The following is an 18,331-nucleotide window of genomic DNA, read 5'->3' on the forward strand; positions in this document are numbered from 1 at the left end:
TTATGCCTGCTCTTTGTCTTTCACGCTTTCCGTTTTGGCTTGCTGAGCCTCATCAGCAATTTCTTTCGGCTCTGCGGGTGCTTCATCATCTTTCATTGCGTTTTTGAAGCCTTTCACTGCCGTGCCTAAATCTGACCCCACGTTACGTAATTTTTTTGTGCCGAAAAAGACTAATACGATTAACAAAACAATGAGTAATTGCCAAATACTTACGCCACCTAAACCCATTTTTTACTCCTATAACTAACTTAATGAAATCGTGCCAAAATATAACTTTTTTATTCATCTTGAACAATAGACAATTTGCATTATTTCACATTTTATTGATTTATCGCTAACTTTCTGTTTTTTCTTGTGCTATTGGCTAAGTAGGGCGGTAAGCCAAAGGATACTGCCAGCGGTAAGAAGTCCAATATTTGCCCACAGCGGTAAAGTGGAAAATTGCCATAATGTGCCTAAAAAAAGCACTGTCCCCATTACTAAGGCGAAGGCTTTTTTCTGCCAGCGTTGCTGTTTTGCTAACTTTTTATTGATTTCGTGTAACTGCTGGCGAATTTGCGTTTGCTGTTTCAAGGCGTCCATTAATGTCGCGGGGAATTGGGGTAAATGCTCGGTAATATAAGGCAAACTGGCTTTTAAATTTTTGGCGAACGCTTTAATGCCCATTTGTTCATCTAGCCAATTTTGTAAAAAAGGTTTTGCCGTATCCCATAAATCCAACTGTGGATAAAGTTGTCGCCCCAAGCCCTCAATATAAAGCAAGGTTTTTTGCAACAACACCAGTTGCGGTTGCACCTGCATATTAAATTCACGTGCCACATTGAATAAGTTGAGCAATACCTGACCGAAAGAAATTTCTGATAAAGGCTTAGCAAAAATTGGTTCGCACACTTCGCGGAACGCCTGTTCAAATTCATCAATATTGGTATCTTGCGGTGTCCAGCCTGCATCAACGTGCATTTGTGCTACGCGGCGATAATCGCGGTTAAAAAATGCCACGAAACTTTCTGCTAAATAGCGTTTGTCGTTGTCATTTAACCGTCCGACAATCCCGCAATCAATGCCGATGTATTGCGGATTTTCAGGGTGATTTGGGTTAACAAAAATATTGCCTGGGTGCATATCGGCGTGGAAAAAGCTATCACGGAACACTTGGGTGAAAAACACTTGTACGCCACGTTCTGCCAGCAATTTCATATCCGTGCCGTTAGCTTTTAGGCTTTCCACATCAGACACGGGAATGCCGTAAATGCGTTCCATTGTGATGACATTTTGGTAGCAAAATTCTTGATACATTTCAGGAATATACAACATTGGGCTGTCGGCAAAATTGGCTTTCAGCTTGATAGCGTTCGCCATTTCGATGCGTAAATCCAGCTCATCACGCAAGGTTTTTTCATATTCGCGGATCACCTCCACCGCCCGCAATCGATAGCCTTCACTTGATAAACGGGGAATCCAACTCGCCAGCTTGTACATCCAGCTCAAATCCGCATCAATTTGTGGCTGAATATTTGGGCGTAACACTTTCAGTACGACTTCTTTGCCCGCAAGGGGTTGTTCGGCGTTAAAGCGAGCGGTATGCACCTGTGCAATGGAAGCGGAAGCGAGCGCGGTTTCATCAAAATCTTCAAACCAAGTTTCTAATTTTCCGCCAAAGGTTTGTTCAATTTGTTCGCGAGCGGTTTTGCCGTCAAATGGCTCAACTTGATCTTGCAATAATGCCAATTCATCAGCGATTTCAGGCGGAAACAGATCCCGTCTTGTGGAAAGCATTTGCCCGAGCTTGATCCAAACGGGCCCGAGTTCTTGCAAGGCAAGGCGTAAACGCAAGCCAAACGCCTGTTCTTTATGCTGATTGCGAAGCCAAAATAGGGTTTTCCGCCAGCAACGCAAGGGGCGAGTATAGGCATTGCGAGGCAGGGCTTCATCAATGCCATAAATGAGAAAGGTACGGATAATTTTGTATAAACGTTTGAAATTTTTAAAAGTCATTGGCTTATTTTCGTGATTGCTGAAGCTGATTGAGTTTTTGTTCTAAAAGTGCGGTCTGTTTTTCCAGTGTTTTTACTTGCTCGCAAAAATCTGCAATGGCAAGGCTTGGCGAGATCACCGCCCATTCTTCCGTTAAACGCTCGCCCCAATATTGCTGGCTTTCGCTCAATTTGCGTTTTGCGATTTGACAAAAACCACGCAAAAAATCCACCGCACTTTGTGCGATCACATCGCCGACAAAAGGAGAAAGCAGTTCGGCAGGATCTTTTTCTAAAAATTCTAGCAGAGCGGTGAAGTCTTGCAACACTTGCAGATCCCCTTGAAGCTGAATAGATTGCTCATTCAGATAGCGGGATAATTGCTGTTTGCTCGGCATTTTGAATAATAATTGAGCGTTCAGGCTGACCGCACAATCTACCTCACCCTCATAGCGGTTGAGCAGGTCGATACGTTGCGGTGAAAATACAAAATATATCGGAAAATCAAACTGTTGTGGCTGAACTTTCAGCACCTTGCCGTTAAGTTTGCGTAAATAGATTTCGCTATGTGCGGTGCGTTTTAACAAATAATTGAGTAAGGATTCCAACGCACCGTTGAGCCATTGTGGTAGCATTAATTGTTGCAGAAAATTCATTGGCTCACTCGCTTAAAATTTATAACCTCGATGCAATGCTACAATGCCCGCACTCAAGTTGTAATAGTTCACTTGCTCAAATCCCGCCTCTTCCATCATTGTTTTGAGATCCTCTTGCTTAGGGTGCATTCGGATTGATTCCGCTAAATAACGGTAACTATCGCCGTCATTCACCACCACTTCGCCGATTTTCGGCAAAATATTGAAGGAATAGAAATTATAAATTTTGCTGAGTGGATCTAGGATCGGCTTAGAAAATTCCAACACCAACAAACGCCCACTAGGTTTTAATACGCGGAACATTGACCGCAGAGCTTTGTCTTTATCGGTAACATTGCGTAAGCCGAAGCTGATAATTACGCAGTCAAAGGTGTTATCGGCAAAGGGCAGGGTTTCCGCGTTGGCTTGCACATAGTCAATATTGCCCACCACGCCAAGATTGCGTAATTTATCCCGCCCCACGTTGAGCATTGAGGAATTGATGTCAGCCAAAATCACTTGCCCCGTTTCCCCCACAAGACGAGAAAACTTGGCACTGAAATCGCCCGTTCCGCCTGCCAGATCTAGCACTTTTTGCCCTTTCCGCACGCCACTGCAATCGATCGTAAATCGTTTCCAAACGCGATGAATACCGAAAGAAAGCAAATCATTCATTAAATCATATTTATCGGCTACGGAATGAAACACGTTGGCAACGAGTTTTTGCTTTTCCGCTTTCGCCACAGTTTGAAAGCCAAAATGGGTGGTTTCTTGCTCATTGTCAAAGTGCGGTTGGTTTTTTTGCTGTTTTTCTGGGGAAGTCATTGTTTTGTCCGTGCGTCATTTTGATAGGCGATAGAATAACAAAAAATAGCAAAATTTTCTTTGCTATTTGATTAAAGTGTGATGTTTTCTCACGGAAAAATGGCGGGCGATCCTACACCCGCCAATTTTTTATTTAGAACCAGAAAATATAGCCGAATGTCGCGATCACAAAGATACTGATGATATTAAGTAAAATCCCCGCTCGGATCATTTCTCGCTGTTTCACTTCACCCGTACCGAACACAATGGCATTCGGTGGGGTTGCCACAGGGAGCATAAAGGCACAAGATGCCCCTAAGCCGATGATTAAGGCAAGCCCGAGTTCTGGCATTCCAAGCAATTGTGCGATGGAAATAAAAATTGGTACTAATAACGCCGCACTGGCGGTATTTGAGGTAAATTCCGTTAAGAAGATGATAAAGGCTGCCACCAACAAGCCAATAAGATAGAAATGCCCGCCTTCAATTAAGAATACGATACCATCAGCTAAAATGCGACTCGCACCTGAATCACGCAATACAGAACTTAGAGTTAAACCGCCTCCAAAAAGCATTAATACGCCCCAATCGGTGTTAGCTTGTAACTGTTTCCACGAGGCGACACCCGTGGAGCAAATTACTACGGCGGCAAGTAATGCGATGACACTATCAAAGCTGGCGATTTTTTTCTCCAAGCCAAGCAAAGAGGAAAGCATCGGGTTAATTTTGCTACTGAATATCCAGCACAACGCAATTGCCACAAAAATAATCAGGGTGATGATGCGTTTAGAATTAAACTCAATTTTTTCAAACTGTTGAGTGAAATTAAGATTTAATTTCGGGCGGAAAACTATATAAAGCGTACCAATCATAATTGGCATTAAAATGATCATTACAGGTAGCCCATAACTTAGTCAATCGGAAAAGGTGAGTTTGAGTTGGGTGGCGACAATGTTATTTGGTGGGCTACCTACTAGCGTTCCCATTCCGCCAATACTTGCACTATAAGCAATCCCTAATAACACGAAAACATAGGTATTATGCTCACGCTCTTTATCCATTTGGCTCAAAATCCCCATTGCCAATGGCAACATCATTGCAGCGGTGGCGGTATTGCTCATCCACATTGACAAAAAGGCGGTAATGCTAAATAGATATATCACTGCAACAAATAACCGTCCGCCCGCTAGTGCCATTATTTTATTGGCGATCATTCGATCGATATTTTGCTGGTGCAATGCTGTAGCCAATGCAAAGCCACCGAAGAAGAGGAAAATATTAGGATCAGCAAAGGCAACTAAAGCTTGCTTGGTGCTGACTAAATCTAATGCGATGGCGAGTAACGGCACTAATAATGCCGTGATAGTAACGTGTAAGGCTTCGGTAAGCCATAGCACAGCAATAAATGCTAACATTGCTAAGCCTTTGTTGGCTTTAGCATCAAAGGGAAGAAAATTCAATAATAAAAAGAACAGGATCACATCGGCAATCAGGATAATACCATTGCGATGTGAAGTAAGATTGGTTGATGTTGTATTCATAATGATTTCCTCTTTCTTTATGGTCATAGGTAATGCTAACAACTGAGTTAGCCATAAAGATAAGACAACGTTAGCAAGTTGTTAATAAAAAGCAACAAAAATTTTGTGGTTTTGTGAGGTAGCTCAGAAAAATAATGGAATGTATGGCAAAAAAGTTTTGCCATACATTTAAATGTGGTGATTATTCCGTTAAATCTTCTAGATCAAGCGGTTCTTGCGATAAAATGATGCCGGTGAGATCAGCGTAAACATAATCTTCAGGGAAAAAAGTGACGCCGCCAAAATTTACAGGAATATCCACTTCGCCTTGCGTGTCGCTATTTGCCCCAACAGGGATCGGAGCAAGGGCTTGAATACCAATATCAATGTTTTCTAATTGCTGGATTTGGCGAACCGCCCCATAAACAATAATGCCCTCCCAGCCATTGTCTGCCGCAAGCTGAGCCAGTTCAGCATCAAGGAGAGCTTGGCGTACTGCCCCACCACCATCTACTAGAAGCACGCGTCCCTCGCCATTTTCTTCTAAAATCTCAGCGATTAAGCCATTGTTTTCAAAGCATTTTACTGTGGTTACTTTGCCGTGAAATGAGGTTAATCCTCCAAAGTTGGAAAAAATGGGTTCAACAACATCAACTTGATCTAAATAAATATCGCAGAGCGTGGAAGTATCAATACACATAAGTTCACCTTTTTAAGCTGAAAATAATTGCTTAGTATATGCCGATTGCTAGCCCACTAGCAAGCCGAAACTAAAGAGCAAATTGGTTAAAAGGGCCAACATCGACATTTGCCCCAACATTGGACGCAATAACAGCGGATCTCGGTTGCGGTAAACATACAAAGCGTGTTTCACTAATAAAGGATATGCTAAAAGGAAAATAAAGCTTACTAGATGGTGGAAATTCAGCAATGCAAAAATCACATTGCACAACGCCGCGACGGCTAATAACAGGCAATGATAAATTCGCCCATTTTTTGCACCAAAACGAACGGCAAGGGTGTTTTTGCCCGCTTTTCTATCTTGTTCAATATCACGTAAGTTATTGATATTTAAAACTGCTGTGGAGAGTAACCCTGTAGAAAGTGCGGGTAGAAAAATCATCAAATTTAACTGGTGGGTTTGTAAATAATAAGTGCCGCACACGCCCAAAATACCGAAAAAAAGCAACACGGAAATATCGCCCAATCCCATATATCCATAGGGTTTTGCTCCGACGGTGTAAGTGATGGCAGCGAGAATGGCTAGCCCGCCGAGTAGCGAAAATGCGAAAAGATCGGCATAGGTTTGATAGGCGAGGGCGATCAGCCAGAAGCCAAAAAATAAGCTGGCTAAACTCATCAAAATCAGCCCTTTTTTGAGCTGTGCCGCACTGATTACGCCGTGCTGAATGCCTCGCAATGGCCCAATACGCTCTGCGGTATCGCTGCCTTTTTGGTGATCGCCATAATCATTGGCAAAGTTGGATAAAATCTGCAATAACAAGGTGGTAATTAAGCATAACAGACTGATTTGCCAGCTAAATTGCTTATCCCAATAGGCAAGTGCTGCTCCCATTATAATTGAGGCAGCCGCAAGGGGAAGGGTTTTCGGTCTGGCGGTTTCCACCCACATTTTTACGCTATTTTTATTCATACAACTCACTTATATTTTAAAATTTGCTTTTTTTAACGTATTTTTGCGTACAATAATGGCATATTTTACGCATTTATCCATTGTATTTTAACTGTTTTAAGGAAAATATGTTTGCACAGCCTCTAACGCTCTCTCCGATCGGCATTGTTCATAGCCCTTATAAGGAAAAATTTTCTGTTCCACGTCAGCCTAATCTCGTGCAAGATGGCGTGGGAACGCTCAATTTATTGCCACCTTATAATCAACCTGAAGCTGTGCGAGGGCTGGAAGCCTTTTCTCATTTATGGCTAATTTTTCAGTTTGATAAAATCCCACAGGGGAAATGGCAACCAACCGTTCGCCCCCCGCGTCTTGGCGGAAATCAACGGGTGGGCGTATTTGCCTCGCGTGCCACCCATCGCCCCAATCCTTTAGGGCTGTCGAAAGTTGCCTTGCGGAACATCGAAATTGATAAAGGTGAAGTATTGCTTCATTTAGGTGCGGTGGATTTAGTGGACGGCACGCCAATTTTCGACATTAAGCCCTATATCGCCTATGCAGACAGCGAACCCAATGCCTATTCCAGCTTTGCTCAGCAAGCACCTGAGAAAACATTGGCAGTGGTTTTTTCACTGCAAGCGATGTGTGAGTTAAAAAAGTGCGGTGAAAAACGACCGCACTTTCAACGGTTTATTACCGAAGTCTTGCAACAAGATCCTCGTCCTGCCTATCACCAAAACAGCCAAGCAGAACGCATTTACGGAATGCGTCTTTATGATTTCAACATTCGCTGGCAAGTGCGAGGGGAATTGGTGGAAGTGTTGGAGCTGGAGCGGGTTTAAATGATGGGGCGTTTCATTTCAAGCATCGAACGCCCCACAACCATTACATTAAAAGGTTATACGCGATGCCCGCGAGCAATGCCCCAGTGATAGGGCCGAGGACGGGTATCCAACTATATTGCCAATCGGCAGAGGTTTTTAAGGTGTTGCCAAGTAATGCGAGCGTGATCCGAGGAGCAAGATCGCGAGCAGGGTTGATGGCATAGCCCGTTGTGCCGCCAAGGCTTAACCCAATCGCCCAAACCAAAATGGCAACGGGTAATGCACCGAGTGAGCCTAAGCCGATTGGGACTGATGAGCCTTCGGATAGCTCTACGCTAGCCCCTGTAATGTAGAAGATGACGAAAAGTAGCACAAAAGTGCCGATTAATTCGTTGATAAAATTACTTGAATAACGACGAATTGCGGGTTCAGTGCAAAAACAAGCTCGTTTTATGCCTTGATCTTCGGTGGCAGCGAAATGATCGCGATAGAAAATATAGACCAATAACGCCCCGAACATTCCGCCTAAGAGTTGAGCGGTAATATAGCCCAATGCCATTGTGCTGTCGAAAGCCCCAATCACCACCAAGCCGAGGGTTACCGCAGGGTTCAAATGTGCCCCACTATAAGGACCAGCCACGATCACGGCGACATAAACCGCAAATGCCCAAGCGGTGGTAATCACAATCCAACCCGCATTTTGTGCTTTGGTTTTGTTTAAACAAACATTGGCAACGACGCCATTCCCCATCAAAATAAGCAGAGCGGTTCCAATAAATTCAGCTAGATAAGCATTCATAATGCACTCCTTTTAATCCATTTTATTAGAGTTATAATTTCCGTTCGTTTAGAATCAAAAGTGTTCTTTTGAATATTATGGGTGCGTATTTCATTATTAATAGAAAAAGATTGAAAGCAATATTTTTTGTAAGGATTTATCTACTTTTTCTCCAATTTGCTATCTTGATCACATTTTTAATTTATTGATTACTATTGAAATCTAGCAAATAACTAATCATAGGGAGTGGGAAAAATATTTTGTGAAGTGGATCAAAAATTTGAATATTGCTCATTTTAAACTTGAGTGTTTTCGATTATTTTCTTTTAGGTAATTCTTTCGTTTTAGCTCAAAACTAATGTTCTCGTGAGTAAAAAGGTGCAACATTTTACTTATCTAACAGACAAAAGAGGATCGGTTATGACAGAGAAAAAATATATCATCGCCTTAGATCAAGGCACAACCAGCTCCAGAGCGGTATTGCTTGATCATAATGCCAATGTAGTTGAAATTGCACAGCGTGAATTTACCCAAATTTACCCACAAGCAGGCTGGGTAGAGCATAATCCAATGGAAATTTGGGCGACACAAAGTTCCACCTTAAACGAAGTGGTGGCGAAAGCCGGTATTTCTTCTGATAGCATTGCCGCAATAGGGATCACGAATCAGCGTGAAACCACTATTGTATGGGAAAAAGAAACGGGTAAACCTGTGTATAATGCCATTGTGTGGCAATGCCGCCGCACTGCGGATATTACCGATAAACTCAAAGCTGACGGCCACGAAGATTATATTCGCAAAACCACAGGATTGGTGGTAGATCCTTACTTTTCTGGCACTAAAGTGAAATGGATTTTGGATAATGTAGAAGGTGCGAGAGAAAAAGCTGAACGTGGTGAATTGCTTTTTGGTACAGTGGATACTTGGCTGGTGTGGAAACTCACGCAAGGGCGGGTACACGTTACGGATTACACCAATGCTTCCCGCACAATGTTATTTAACATTCATACCAAACAATGGGATGACAAAATGCTCGAAATTTTGGACATTCCAAAATCAATGTTGCCAGAAGTGCGAAATTCTTCCGAAATTTACGGGCAAACCAATATCGGCGGCAAAGGCGGGGTGCGTATCCCCGTGGCAGGGATTGCAGGCGACCAACAAGCAGCCCTTTATGGACATTTATGCGTACAAGCAGGGCAAGCGAAAAATACCTATGGCACAGGCTGTTTTATGCTAATGCACACAGGCGATAAAGCGGTGCAATCGCAAAATGGCTTGTTCACCACCATCGCTTGTAATGCCAAAGGCGAACCTGAGTATGCTTTGGAGGGTTCAATTTTTATGGGCGGGGCTTCCATTCAATGGTTGCGTGATGAACTGAAAATTGTTCACGATAGTTTCGACAGCGAATATTTCGCACAGAAAGTGCCTGATTGTAACGGCGTTTATGTTGTTCCTGCTTTTACTGGGCTTGGTGCACCTTATTGGGATCCTTATGCCAGAGGAGCAATTTTCGGTTTATCTCGAGGAGCGAACCGTAATCATATTGTGCGAGCAACCCTAGAATCTATCGCTTACCAAACCCGTGATGTGCTTGAAGCAATGCAATCTGATTCAGGGGAAAAACTTAAATCTTTACGCGTGGACGGTGGTGCGACAGCCAACAATTTCCTAATGCAATTCCAAGCAGACATTCTCAACACCCCTGTTGAACGCCCAGTGGTGAAAGAAGTTACCGCACTGGGGGCTGCTTATCTTGCTGGGCTTGCCACCGGATTCTGGAAAGATCTCGACGAATTGCGAGATAAAGCCGCCGTCGAACGCACATTCACGCCAGATGGCGATGAAGAAAAACGCATAAAACGCTACAAAGGCTGGAAAAAAGCGGTAAAACGTGCGTTGGAATGGGAGAAAGATGAAGGATAGTTTTATATTTTAGAAAGTGCGGGAGTTTTTCTCGGTATTTTTCCTATTCTTTTCTACAAAGAACTGAAACTGATATTTCATCAGAATCAGTTCTTTTTATTAAGTATATTTTTCTTTATCGTTATAGTGCGTTAAGTTCAAAATAGCGTATTGTGAGGAAGCGTTATATCTTGGAGTTTTTTCATTAATGATGATAATTTACCTTGAAAATAACAGGCTATTTCTTATTTAAATTTCTTTTCGTTGATTTTGTTGAGTAGAGCGGTAATGTTTAAACTATTTTTAGCTAAACTACAAATTTGCAACATAAACGTTATAATTAAGAGATAACAGTTAATTTAAATTTTAAAAATGCAATCACAACTCAATAAATATTGGAATTATCTTAGAATAGAACGTCAAGTTAGCCCACATACCTTGGTGAATTATCAGCGTCAGCTTGATGCGGTGGTGGCATTATTGCAGCAAAATGGGGTTTCTCAGTGGCAAGAGGTTACACCGAGTGTGGTGCGGTTTATTTTGGCTCAAAGTAAAAAATTGGGGCTGCACGAGAAAAGCCTTGCTTTGCGGTTGTCAGCGTTTCGTCAATTCTTGCATTTTTTGGTTCAACAGGGGGAGTTGGCGGTCAATCCTGCGGTGGGGGTATCTGCCCCTAAACAAGGGAAGCACTTACCTAAAAATTTAGATGGCGAGCAGGTTCAGCAACTGCTTGCTAACGATAGCAAAGAGCCGATCGACCTGCGTGATAAAGCGATGATTGAATTGATGTATAGTTCGGGGTTACGTTTATCAGAGCTACAAGGCTTAAACTTGAATAGTATCAATACGCGTGTGCGAGAGGTTCGCGTAATAGGAAAGGGGAATAAGGAACGTATTCTGCCCTTCGGACGTTATGCTTCACACGCTCTTCAACAATGGTTAAAAGTGCGGTTGCTATTTAATCCAAAAGATGAGGCGTTGTTCGTGAGCCAGCTTGGTAATCGAATGAGCCACCGTTCTATTCAAAAACGAATGGAGGTTTGGGGTATAAAACAGGGGCTGTCTAGCCATTTAAATCCGCATAAATTGCGTCATTCTTTCGCTACTCATATGCTAGAAAGCAGTTCTGATTTGCGTGTTGTGCAAGAGTTATTAGGACATAGTAACCTTTCGACAACGCAAATATATACTCATCTCGATTTCCAGCATTTAGCTCAGGTATATGATTCTGCTCATCCAAGGGCAAAGAGAAAGAAAGCATAAAAATGGACAGTGCGGTGTAAAAAAATAGGTGTTTTTTATACGTTATATGAAGTATATCGTTCTAGGCAACCAAGATTTTGAATAAAGGAATATCCCAGCTTTCCACAGGTAATTCTTCTACTTGTTGGCATTGATGGGCGAGGCCTATTGGTAAAAAATTTTTTGTCTGCCAATTTTGTAAGGTTCGATCATAAAAACCACCGCCCATTCCAAGGCGGTTTCCTTGCTGATCGAAGGCAACTAAGGGAGTGAAAATAATATCAAGTTTATTGGTTGGAATGACATTTCTGACATCAAGCTGAGGTTCTAAAATATTAAATTTATTTTTTCGTAATATCGTATCTGGTTGATAACGCAGAAATAATAAATTATTGGCAGAAAATGGGTGAAGAATGGGAAGATAAACGGCAAGATTTTTATTCCATAGTTGCTGTATAAGTTGCTTTGTAGAAATTTCGCCATCAAAAGAGAGATAAATCCCAATATGTTTAGCCTGCCTTTTTTCAATAAAGCGGAGAGATTGCTCGGTAATTTTTTGTTCAGCGAGATGTTGCTGCTGTGGTGTTAGCATTTGTCGTAAATGCCGAACTCTTTGACGAATAACTTTACGTTGTTGGAAAGAAATAATATCGTTCATGAGGAATTTTAGGAAGAACCCGAGATGCCGTTGTGGGTGTTCGGTCCTTGAACCCTACGGTTCAAGGGAATCGGTGATTATTGTTTTTAGGCTTCTTAATCAAGTTAAGCTTGCACACCAACAATAGGAAACCAATTCATAAGATGTTAAGTATCGGCTCAGGGACGTAACCCACTCGCGAACATCTCAGGTAATTTTTAAAATTGCGGTAATACTAACGCAATTTCACCGCCTTGACTAGCTTAATTTTTCTAATTCTTCGACTAGCTTATATTATTTCATCAAGCTGTTGCTTTTTGAGCTAAAAAACTTTCTAAAGAGCTATCAAGTTGTTTAATTTGTGTACTTACCATATTCTCAATTTTTTGAGCGACTTGTTGCTGCTGGATAAGTTCATAGCTCAAATTTAGGGCAACGATAGAAAGTACTTTATCTAACTGTAAAATCCCAGTGCGTTCTTTCATTTCTGAAACTCGTTGATCTAATGCCCGAGCCGCCTGACGAAGAGCATCAACTTGATCTTCTTGGCAATTTAAACGTAAAACCTGTCCTAACACGGACAATTCAATACTTTGCGATGACATACTTATCCTCAAAAAATAAATTTGGCATTATTATGCCATAGCAAACATTTTTCGTCATAAAAATCCTCTTGATAAGTGGTTGCTTAAAGCTAACAGTGCTAAACTACGCCTATCTTTAGCAAAAGGAAAAAATTATGTCTGATATTCTCTCATATGATGAGTTAGCTCTAAAATTACGTCAAGCCTCTATTCCTGTTAGTGCCGCTGAATTACACGGTTTTCTTACGGGATTAATTTGTGGCGGTGCAAGTGAACAAAAGTGGCCAATTTTAATGAATGAATTTACCAATAATGGGGAGGCTTATCCCACAGCTTTGTTAAAAGAGATCTCAGCCCTCTACCACGATATTCATCATAGTTTAGAAGAAATTGACAGCTTTAATTTTCACTTATATTTACCAGAAAGTGATGTTTTTGATGAAATTGATGCGTTAGCCGAATGGACTAGCCATTTTTTGCTTGGGCTAGGATTACTCCAAACTGGATTAGATAAAGAAAAAGGAGAAATTGGCGAAGCATTAGATGATTTACAAAATATTGCCGTGCTAACCTATCAAGAAGAGGACGCTCCCGAAGAACTGGCTGATTCCTTAGAACAAGTCGCCGAATATGTTCGTACCCTCGTCGCGGTACTTTACGCACATTACCGCCCTTACCAAGTGCCACAAAAAACCGTTTTACACTAAAAGGAGAAGAGGATGGATCTCGCTTATTTAGCCCAAATTCCTGCCGAAGAGTTTGCTCAACGCCGTGCAAAAATGTTCGCCCAAATGCAGGATAATTCCTTAGCGATTGTTTTTTCTGCTCAAGAACAAGTTCGCAATAAAGATTGCCATTACCCTTTCCGTCAAGACAGCTATTTTTGGTATTTAACTGGTTTTAATGAGCCTGATGCGATCCTCGTGTTAGCCAAAACTGCACAGCAATCTCGCACCATTTTATTTTTACGCCCTTCCGATCCGCTTATGGAAACTTGGAATGGTCGCCGTTTGGGCGTAGAAAAGGCAGCAGAAACATTAAATATCGATCAAGCTTACGCCATTGAAGATTTCGCTCAACAATGGAAAAATTTGAGCCAAAATTACACCGCACTTTATTACAATTCTGATCAACAGGCTTGGGGAAACAGCCTGCTAGAACAAAGTGCGGTGCAATTTTCGCAGGTTTTTGATTGGGCGGAAATTGTTGATGAAATGCGATTGTTCAAATCCCCTAATGAAATTACCTTACTCCAACAAGCAGGGCAAATCACTGCGTTAGGGCATTTGCTAGCAATGAAACAAACTCGTCCAAACCGCTTAGAATTTGAACTTGAGGGCGAGCTTCTCTATGAATTTAATCGCTTTGGGGCTCGTTTTCCCTCTTTTAATTGCATTGTCGCGGGGGGCAATAACGCTTGTATTCTTCATTATAATGAAAACGATCAACCTCTTAAGGCTGGCGAATTAGTGCTAGTGGACGCGGGTTGCGAATTTGCTTATTACGCGGGGGATATTACGCGTACTTATCCCGTAAATGGAAAATTTAGCCAAGCACAACGTGAGATCTATGAAATCGTATTGGCAGCACAAAAACACGCTATTAACACCTTAGTCGCTGGAGCAACCATTCATCAAGCCAATCAAGAAGTGATTCGCATTAAAGTTGAGGGCTTGGTGCGTTTAGGCATTTTGCAAGGCGAAGTAGAAAATCTTATCCAGCAAGAAGCCTACAAAGCCTTTTATATGCACGGTTTAGGGCATTGGCTTGGGCTTGATGTGCACGATGTGGGGCGTTATAGCCTTGAAAAAGACAGCAAATTACGCGATCGTCCGTTAGAAGTCGGAATGGTATTAACCGTTGAACCAGGTTTATATATTCCAGAAACAGCCAATGTTCCTGAACAATATAAAGGCATCGGGGTACGCATTGAAGATGATATTGTCATCACCGAATACGGTAATAAGGTGCTAACTAGTGCGGTGCCGAAAGAAATTGATGACATTGAACGGGTTATGGCAAATAACAGCTAACGCTCAAAGGGTGTGAAAATGGAACAGATTGTGCATTATGATGTGATTATCGTAGGGGGGGCAATGGCAGGTTGCACGCTGGCATTGGCGTTAAGCGAGCAAACGCAAGGCAAAATTCGTATTGCCTTGTTGGAAAAACAAGCACCACAAAACCATCATCAAACGGGTTTTGATGCACGTTGTATTGCACTTTCAGCGGGATCTTGCCAACAACTTGATCGGATCACGCTACCAAACCAGCAATCTTTATGGCAACAACTTTCCCCTCTTGCTTCTCCCATTGAGCATATTCACGTTTCAGACAAAGGGCATAGTGGCTTGCTGGAATTTCACGCCCAAGATGTTCCGTTATCCCAACTGGGGGCGGTGGTGGAATTACAGCAGGTGGGCGAGGTGTTGCTCAATGCTATGGCACAATATCCGAATATTGACTATTTCGCCCCGGTGGAGATTGAACAAATTCTATTTGAAAAAGAGCGGGTGAAAATTTCGCTGAAAAATCACCGCACTTTGTTTTGCCAACTGATTATCGGTGCTGATGGCACACAATCATTGGTGGCAAAATCGGCACAAATTCGCATTACAAAACAGCGGGATTACCAACAAACCGCCATCATCACCAATATTCAAGTGCAACAGCCACATCAACAACGTGCATTCGAGCGTTTCACCGCAGAAGGCCCCCTCGCCTTGCTACCAATGCGGGATAGATTAATGTCTTTGGTTTGGTGTGTAAAAGATCCTAGCGAATTAATGACGCTATCCGATGGGGTATTTTTGACCCGCTTGCAACAACAGTTTGGTTGGCGGTTAGGAAAATTACAACAATGCGGTAAACGATTCGCTTATCCTTTAGCCCTATATCAAGCCGATCGACATATTTATCATCGTACAGCGTTAGTAGGTAATGCAGCCCAAACCTTGCATCCTATTGCAGGTCAAGGCTTTAACCTCGGAATGCGTGATGTAATTTGCCTCGCTAAATTATTAAGCCAAGCTTTTATGGCAGAGCAAGATCTCGGTGCATATTCCTTATTATCACAATATGAAACGGCACGCCAAGCGGATCAATCTCGCTTAATCCATTTAACTAACGGGTTAGTTTCGATCTTCGCAAACGAATTACTTCCTTTACAAATCGGCAGAAATCTTGGCTTAATGGCGTTGGCACAATCTCATTTACTCAAACAACAATTTATCAAACCCACATTAGGGTGGTGAACAGAATGAAAAATTTTGATCTGATTATTATCGGTGGCGGAATGGTGGGGCTAGCACTCGCAGCCAAATTGAAGAATACCGCAATGCGTATTGCGTTGGTTGAACGCAACCCACCAAACCAATCTTTAGCGGAGATTGGCTATCGCGTTAGTGCGATAAATCTTGCCAGCGAGCAGTTATTACAAACACTTGGGGCTTGGCATCACATTCAGAATTTGCGTGCCACCGCTTATGATCAAATGAAGGTTTGGGAAAAAGACAGCTTTGCCAAAATTGAATTTGATACCAAAGGCTTAGGTATCGATCACCTTGGACATATTGTTGAAAACCACCTTATTCAGCACAGCCTATGGCAACAGGTCGCCACACAAAAAAATGTGGAAATTTTCACCGCACTTGTGCAAAACCTTGGCATCAATGAAAGTGCAGCGATTCTCACGTTGAACGACGGACAAATGCTAACTGGGAAATTAATTGTTGGAGCAGATGGAGCAAATTCTTGGCTACGTCAGCAAGCGAATATTCCACTGATTTTCCGTGATTATGGGCAATATGCCCTCGTATGTAATGTGAAAACCGCTGAGCCACATCAGCATTGTGCGAGACAGATTTTCTCTCCTGATAGCATTTTGGCATTCTTACCCTTACACCAAGAAAATCTTTGTTCCATTGTATGGTCGCTCCCACCTGAGAGAGCAAAAACGCTCACCCAATGTGAGCCAGATGTGTTTAATAAGCAACTGAATATTGCTTTTGATAATCAACTGGGTTTATGCGAGGTGCAAAGTGAACGCCAAGCCATTCCACTCACCGCTCGCTATGCCCGCAATTTTGCTCAGCCACGCATCGCATTAATCGGCGATGCTGCCCACACCATTCATCCATTGGCAGGGCTTGGGGTTAATTTAGGCTTTCAAGATGCCCAATTACTCGCCCAAGAAATCGAAAAACATTTTTCATTAGGTTTGGATATTGGGGAATATCGTTATCTTCGTTATTACGAGCGTTCTCGCAAAGCGGAAGCAGTGAAAATGTTGATTGCGATGCAGGGGATTAAAGAGCTATTTGCGGGTCATCACCCTCTTAAAAAGCTCGCACGAGGCATTGGATTGACGGCAACCCACCACTTTGGATTGCTAAAAGAGCAGTTTATTCGGCAAGGATTGGGAATTTAATTCCCTTCCCTGTTGCTATCTCTGATGACGTAACATCAACATTATGCCCTATTTTAAACTTATACGGTAATAAATTTCTCTTTTATTTAGAAAAATAATTCTATTTTTATATATTACAGAGATAAAAATTTTATCTGTATTGTTGCGAAAAATATTCGCTTATTCTTTTCTTTGTCTTTTTTTCATAAAAAAAAAACACGATCTAATTCACAAATTTTTAACTTGGTGATTGCGTCACTTTCTTCTCAATGCTATACATAAAATAGATAATTTATTTCAAATTATCATAAATTGAAACTTATATTCACAAATAAGCCTTGTGCAATATAGTGGTATTTCAGATTTTTAGATCTCTCACTTTGAAACTAGGAGTAGAAAATGAAAAAAACACTATTCGCAATGTTATGTGGCGGGTTGTTATTCACCTCGCAAATGGCAATGAGCAAACAGCTTATCATCGGTGCCCCAATGAACTCATTCGCTGATAAATGGCAAACCTATTTACAAGATTCAATTCGTGATTTTGACGCAAAGCACGATGATGTTGAAATTAAATTATCCGATGCAAATGGTGATCCCGCTCGTTTATTAAATGACGTAGAGACTTTTATTGATCAGAAAGTTAATGCTTTATTGGTTGTCCCAACTGATCCGAATATCGTTAAAGTTATTGGTCGCAAAGCACAAAAAGCTAAAATCCCTTTGATTATTGTGAACCGTAAACCCAATGATGAAGATATGAAATATGTAACGAGCTATGTGGGTTCTGATGAAATTGAGGGGGGACGTATTCAAGCTGATTTTATCGTCAATACCCTAGATGGAAAAACAGGAAATGCACTCGTTCTGCTAGGTCCTTTAGGGCAAGATGCGGTAACCAAACGCACTCAAGGCAACAAAGAATTTTTCGCTCAACATAAAAATATCAACATAGCCACAGAGCAGGAAGGAAAGTGGGAGCGTGATCGAGGCTTGAGCATTGCGGAAAATATTTTTTCTGCGAATAAAAACATTAATGTCGTGGTGAGTAATAATGACGAAATGGCGATTGGTGCAGTACTAGCAGCACGTAAACAAGGAATAAAAGACGAAGATGTTTTGATTGTAGGGCTAGATGCAACGCCTGATGCCTTAGAGTATCTAGGCAAAGGCTTAGATGCCACCGTTTATCAGTCCGCAAAAGGGCAAGGAGAAACGGGGGCTGAAATGGCGTATCTAGCGGCCAAAGGAGAGAAAGTACCTTCCATCAAATGGATTCCTTTTGAATTAGTCATACCAGATAAAAAAGAGGTTTATCAAGCGAAATATAAATAAATTTTCAAGTCAAGGGCAAAGGCTTTTGCCCTTATTTCACCGTTTATCACA

17 protein-coding genes, 1 other RNA gene and 1 pseudogene are annotated in these 18,331 nt (G+C 41.9%); 8 read left to right on the top strand and 11 right to left on the bottom strand.

Annotated elements, in window-relative coordinates; all coding sequences use genetic code 11:
* The 7 genes and pseudogenes from tatA to DXZ23_RS00430 form a co-directional block, all read right to left on the bottom strand.
* The gene (gene tatA, locus DXZ23_RS00400) at nt 1–228 is read right to left on the bottom strand and encodes a Sec-independent protein translocase subunit TatA (protein ID WP_017807349.1); all 228 of its coding nucleotides are present in this window, start codon (nt 226–228) and stop codon (nt 1–3) included.
* Between the two features lie 129 nt (nt 229–357).
* The gene (ubiB, locus tag DXZ23_RS00405; RefSeq protein WP_017807350.1) at nt 358–1,995 is read right to left on the bottom strand and encodes a ubiquinone biosynthesis regulatory protein kinase UbiB; all 1,638 of its coding nucleotides are present in this window, start codon (nt 1,993–1,995) and stop codon (nt 358–360) included.
* A gap of 4 nt (nt 1,996–1,999) precedes the next feature.
* Nucleotides 2,000–2,629 (bottom strand): ubiquinone biosynthesis accessory factor UbiJ, encoded by a 630-nt coding sequence (locus DXZ23_RS00410; protein WP_017807351.1) that lies wholly within the window; start codon nt 2,627–2,629, stop codon nt 2,000–2,002.
* A gap of 12 nt (nt 2,630–2,641) precedes the next feature.
* Entirely contained in the window at nt 2,642–3,433 is a 792-nt protein-coding gene (gene ubiE / locus DXZ23_RS00415) for a bifunctional demethylmenaquinone methyltransferase/2-methoxy-6-polyprenyl-1,4-benzoquinol methylase UbiE (RefSeq protein WP_017807352.1), read from the bottom strand.
* A gap of 133 nt (nt 3,434–3,566) precedes the next feature.
* A pseudogene (locus tag DXZ23_RS00420) lies at nt 3,567–4,952 on the bottom strand (DASS family sodium-coupled anion symporter).
* Nucleotides 4,953–5,133: 181 nt separating this feature from the next.
* Nucleotides 5,134–5,631 (bottom strand): ribonuclease E activity regulator RraA, encoded by a 498-nt coding sequence (rraA, locus tag DXZ23_RS00425; protein WP_017807355.1) that lies wholly within the window; start codon nt 5,629–5,631, stop codon nt 5,134–5,136.
* 48 nt (nt 5,632–5,679) lie between these two features.
* Nucleotides 5,680–6,585: a 1,4-dihydroxy-2-naphthoate polyprenyltransferase gene (locus DXZ23_RS00430; protein ID WP_017807356.1), complete on the bottom strand. Its 906-nt coding sequence runs from the start codon at nt 6,583–6,585 to the stop codon at nt 5,680–5,682.
* Between the two features lie 107 nt (nt 6,586–6,692).
* On the opposite strand from DXZ23_RS00430, the gene tsaA reads away from it, so the two are divergent.
* Nucleotides 6,693–7,406, top strand: a complete 714-nt coding sequence (gene tsaA / locus DXZ23_RS00435) for a tRNA (N6-threonylcarbamoyladenosine(37)-N6)-methyltransferase TrmO (RefSeq protein ID WP_017807357.1) — start codon at nt 6,693–6,695, stop codon at nt 7,404–7,406.
* A gap of 43 nt (nt 7,407–7,449) precedes the next feature.
* Here the strand turns inward: tsaA and DXZ23_RS00440 are convergent, their stop codons facing one another.
* Nucleotides 7,450–8,187, bottom strand: a complete 738-nt coding sequence (locus DXZ23_RS00440; RefSeq protein WP_017807358.1) for an MIP/aquaporin family protein — start codon at nt 8,185–8,187, stop codon at nt 7,450–7,452.
* 399 nt (nt 8,188–8,586) lie between these two features.
* Between DXZ23_RS00440 and glpK the strand changes: the two genes are divergently transcribed.
* Together glpK and xerC are read left to right on the top strand one after the other, a co-directional pair.
* Complete coding sequence (glpK, locus tag DXZ23_RS00445; protein WP_021724010.1) at nt 8,587–10,095, top strand: glycerol kinase GlpK; 1,509 nt, start codon at nt 8,587–8,589, stop codon at nt 10,093–10,095.
* 351 nt (nt 10,096–10,446) lie between these two features.
* The gene (gene xerC / locus DXZ23_RS00450) at nt 10,447–11,337 is read left to right on the top strand and encodes a tyrosine recombinase XerC (protein ID WP_017807360.1); all 891 of its coding nucleotides are present in this window, start codon (nt 10,447–10,449) and stop codon (nt 11,335–11,337) included.
* Between the two features lie 61 nt (nt 11,338–11,398).
* On the opposite strand, the gene DXZ23_RS00455 is transcribed toward xerC, so the two are convergent.
* The 3 genes from DXZ23_RS00455 to DXZ23_RS00465 form a co-directional block, all read right to left on the bottom strand.
* Nucleotides 11,399–11,974, bottom strand: a complete 576-nt coding sequence (locus DXZ23_RS00455) for a 5-formyltetrahydrofolate cyclo-ligase (protein WP_017807361.1) — start codon at nt 11,972–11,974, stop codon at nt 11,399–11,401.
* A 12-nt stretch (nt 11,975–11,986) separates the two neighbouring features.
* Nucleotides 11,987–12,170, bottom strand: a non-coding RNA gene (ssrS, locus tag DXZ23_RS00460) — 6S RNA.
* A gap of 85 nt (nt 12,171–12,255) precedes the next feature.
* Nucleotides 12,256–12,558 carry a cell division protein ZapA gene (locus DXZ23_RS00465; RefSeq protein ID WP_017807362.1) on the bottom strand — a complete coding sequence of 101 codons (303 nt, stop codon included), beginning with the start codon at nt 12,556–12,558 and terminating at the stop codon, nt 12,256–12,258.
* A gap of 143 nt (nt 12,559–12,701) precedes the next feature.
* On the opposite strand from DXZ23_RS00465, the gene DXZ23_RS00470 reads away from it, so the two are divergent.
* From DXZ23_RS00470 to DXZ23_RS00490, 5 genes are all read left to right on the top strand, one after another.
* The gene (locus tag DXZ23_RS00470) at nt 12,702–13,244 is read left to right on the top strand and encodes a UPF0149 family protein (protein ID WP_026138613.1); all 543 of its coding nucleotides are present in this window, start codon (nt 12,702–12,704) and stop codon (nt 13,242–13,244) included.
* Between the two features lie 12 nt (nt 13,245–13,256).
* The gene (gene pepP, locus DXZ23_RS00475) at nt 13,257–14,570 is read left to right on the top strand and encodes a Xaa-Pro aminopeptidase (RefSeq protein WP_017807364.1); all 1,314 of its coding nucleotides are present in this window, start codon (nt 13,257–13,259) and stop codon (nt 14,568–14,570) included.
* A gap of 18 nt (nt 14,571–14,588) precedes the next feature.
* Nucleotides 14,589–15,791 carry a 2-octaprenyl-6-methoxyphenyl hydroxylase gene (gene ubiH / locus DXZ23_RS00480; RefSeq protein ID WP_035695677.1) on the top strand — a complete coding sequence of 401 codons (1,203 nt, stop codon included), beginning with the start codon at nt 14,589–14,591 and terminating at the stop codon, nt 15,789–15,791.
* A 5-nt stretch (nt 15,792–15,796) separates the two neighbouring features.
* A complete protein-coding gene (locus DXZ23_RS00485; RefSeq protein ID WP_017807366.1) occupies nt 15,797–16,966 on the top strand; it encodes an FAD-dependent 2-octaprenylphenol hydroxylase in 1,170 nt (389 codons plus the stop codon).
* A 378-nt stretch (nt 16,967–17,344) separates the two neighbouring features.
* Complete coding sequence (locus tag DXZ23_RS00490) at nt 17,345–18,280, top strand: substrate-binding domain-containing protein (protein WP_017807367.1); 936 nt, start codon at nt 17,345–17,347, stop codon at nt 18,278–18,280.
* Nucleotides 18,281–18,331 lie beyond the last annotated feature (51 nt).

Origin of the sequence: Avibacterium paragallinarum, assembly GCF_900450705.1 — a bacterium.
GTDB lineage: Bacteria > Pseudomonadota > Gammaproteobacteria > Enterobacterales > Pasteurellaceae > Avibacterium > Avibacterium paragallinarum.

Excerpts from the sequence above, each read along its gene's own strand:
- glpK (WP_021724010.1), top strand. The coding sequence starts at position 8,587 with ATGACAGAGAAAAAATATATCATCGCCTTAGATCAAGGCACAACCAGC.
- tatA (WP_017807349.1), bottom strand. The coding sequence starts at position 228 with ATGGGTTTAGGTGGCGTAAGTATTTGGCAATTACTCATTGTTTTGTTA.
- DXZ23_RS00490 (WP_017807367.1), top strand. The coding sequence starts at position 17,345 with ATGAAAAAAACACTATTCGCAATGTTATGTGGCGGGTTGTTATTCACC.
- DXZ23_RS00485 (WP_017807366.1), top strand. The coding sequence starts at position 15,797 with ATGAAAAATTTTGATCTGATTATTATCGGTGGCGGAATGGTGGGGCTA.
- ubiB (WP_017807350.1), bottom strand. The coding sequence starts at position 1,995 with ATGACTTTTAAAAATTTCAAACGTTTATACAAAATTATCCGTACCTTT.
- DXZ23_RS00410 (WP_017807351.1), bottom strand. The coding sequence starts at position 2,629 with ATGAATTTTCTGCAACAATTAATGCTACCACAATGGCTCAACGGTGCG.
- rraA (WP_017807355.1), bottom strand. The coding sequence starts at position 5,631 with ATGTGTATTGATACTTCCACGCTCTGCGATATTTATTTAGATCAAGTT.
- tsaA (WP_017807357.1), top strand. The coding sequence starts at position 6,693 with ATGTTTGCACAGCCTCTAACGCTCTCTCCGATCGGCATTGTTCATAGC.
- ubiH (WP_035695677.1), top strand. The coding sequence starts at position 14,589 with ATGGAACAGATTGTGCATTATGATGTGATTATCGTAGGGGGGGCAATG.
- xerC (WP_017807360.1), top strand. The coding sequence starts at position 10,447 with ATGCAATCACAACTCAATAAATATTGGAATTATCTTAGAATAGAACGT.
- pepP (WP_017807364.1), top strand. The coding sequence starts at position 13,257 with ATGGATCTCGCTTATTTAGCCCAAATTCCTGCCGAAGAGTTTGCTCAA.
- DXZ23_RS00465 (WP_017807362.1), bottom strand. The coding sequence starts at position 12,558 with ATGTCATCGCAAAGTATTGAATTGTCCGTGTTAGGACAGGTTTTACGT.
- ubiE (WP_017807352.1), bottom strand. The coding sequence starts at position 3,433 with ATGACTTCCCCAGAAAAACAGCAAAAAAACCAACCGCACTTTGACAAT.
- DXZ23_RS00440 (WP_017807358.1), bottom strand. The coding sequence starts at position 8,187 with ATGAATGCTTATCTAGCTGAATTTATTGGAACCGCTCTGCTTATTTTG.
- DXZ23_RS00455 (WP_017807361.1), bottom strand. The coding sequence starts at position 11,974 with ATGAACGATATTATTTCTTTCCAACAACGTAAAGTTATTCGTCAAAGA.
- DXZ23_RS00430 (WP_017807356.1), bottom strand. The coding sequence starts at position 6,585 with ATGAATAAAAATAGCGTAAAAATGTGGGTGGAAACCGCCAGACCGAAA.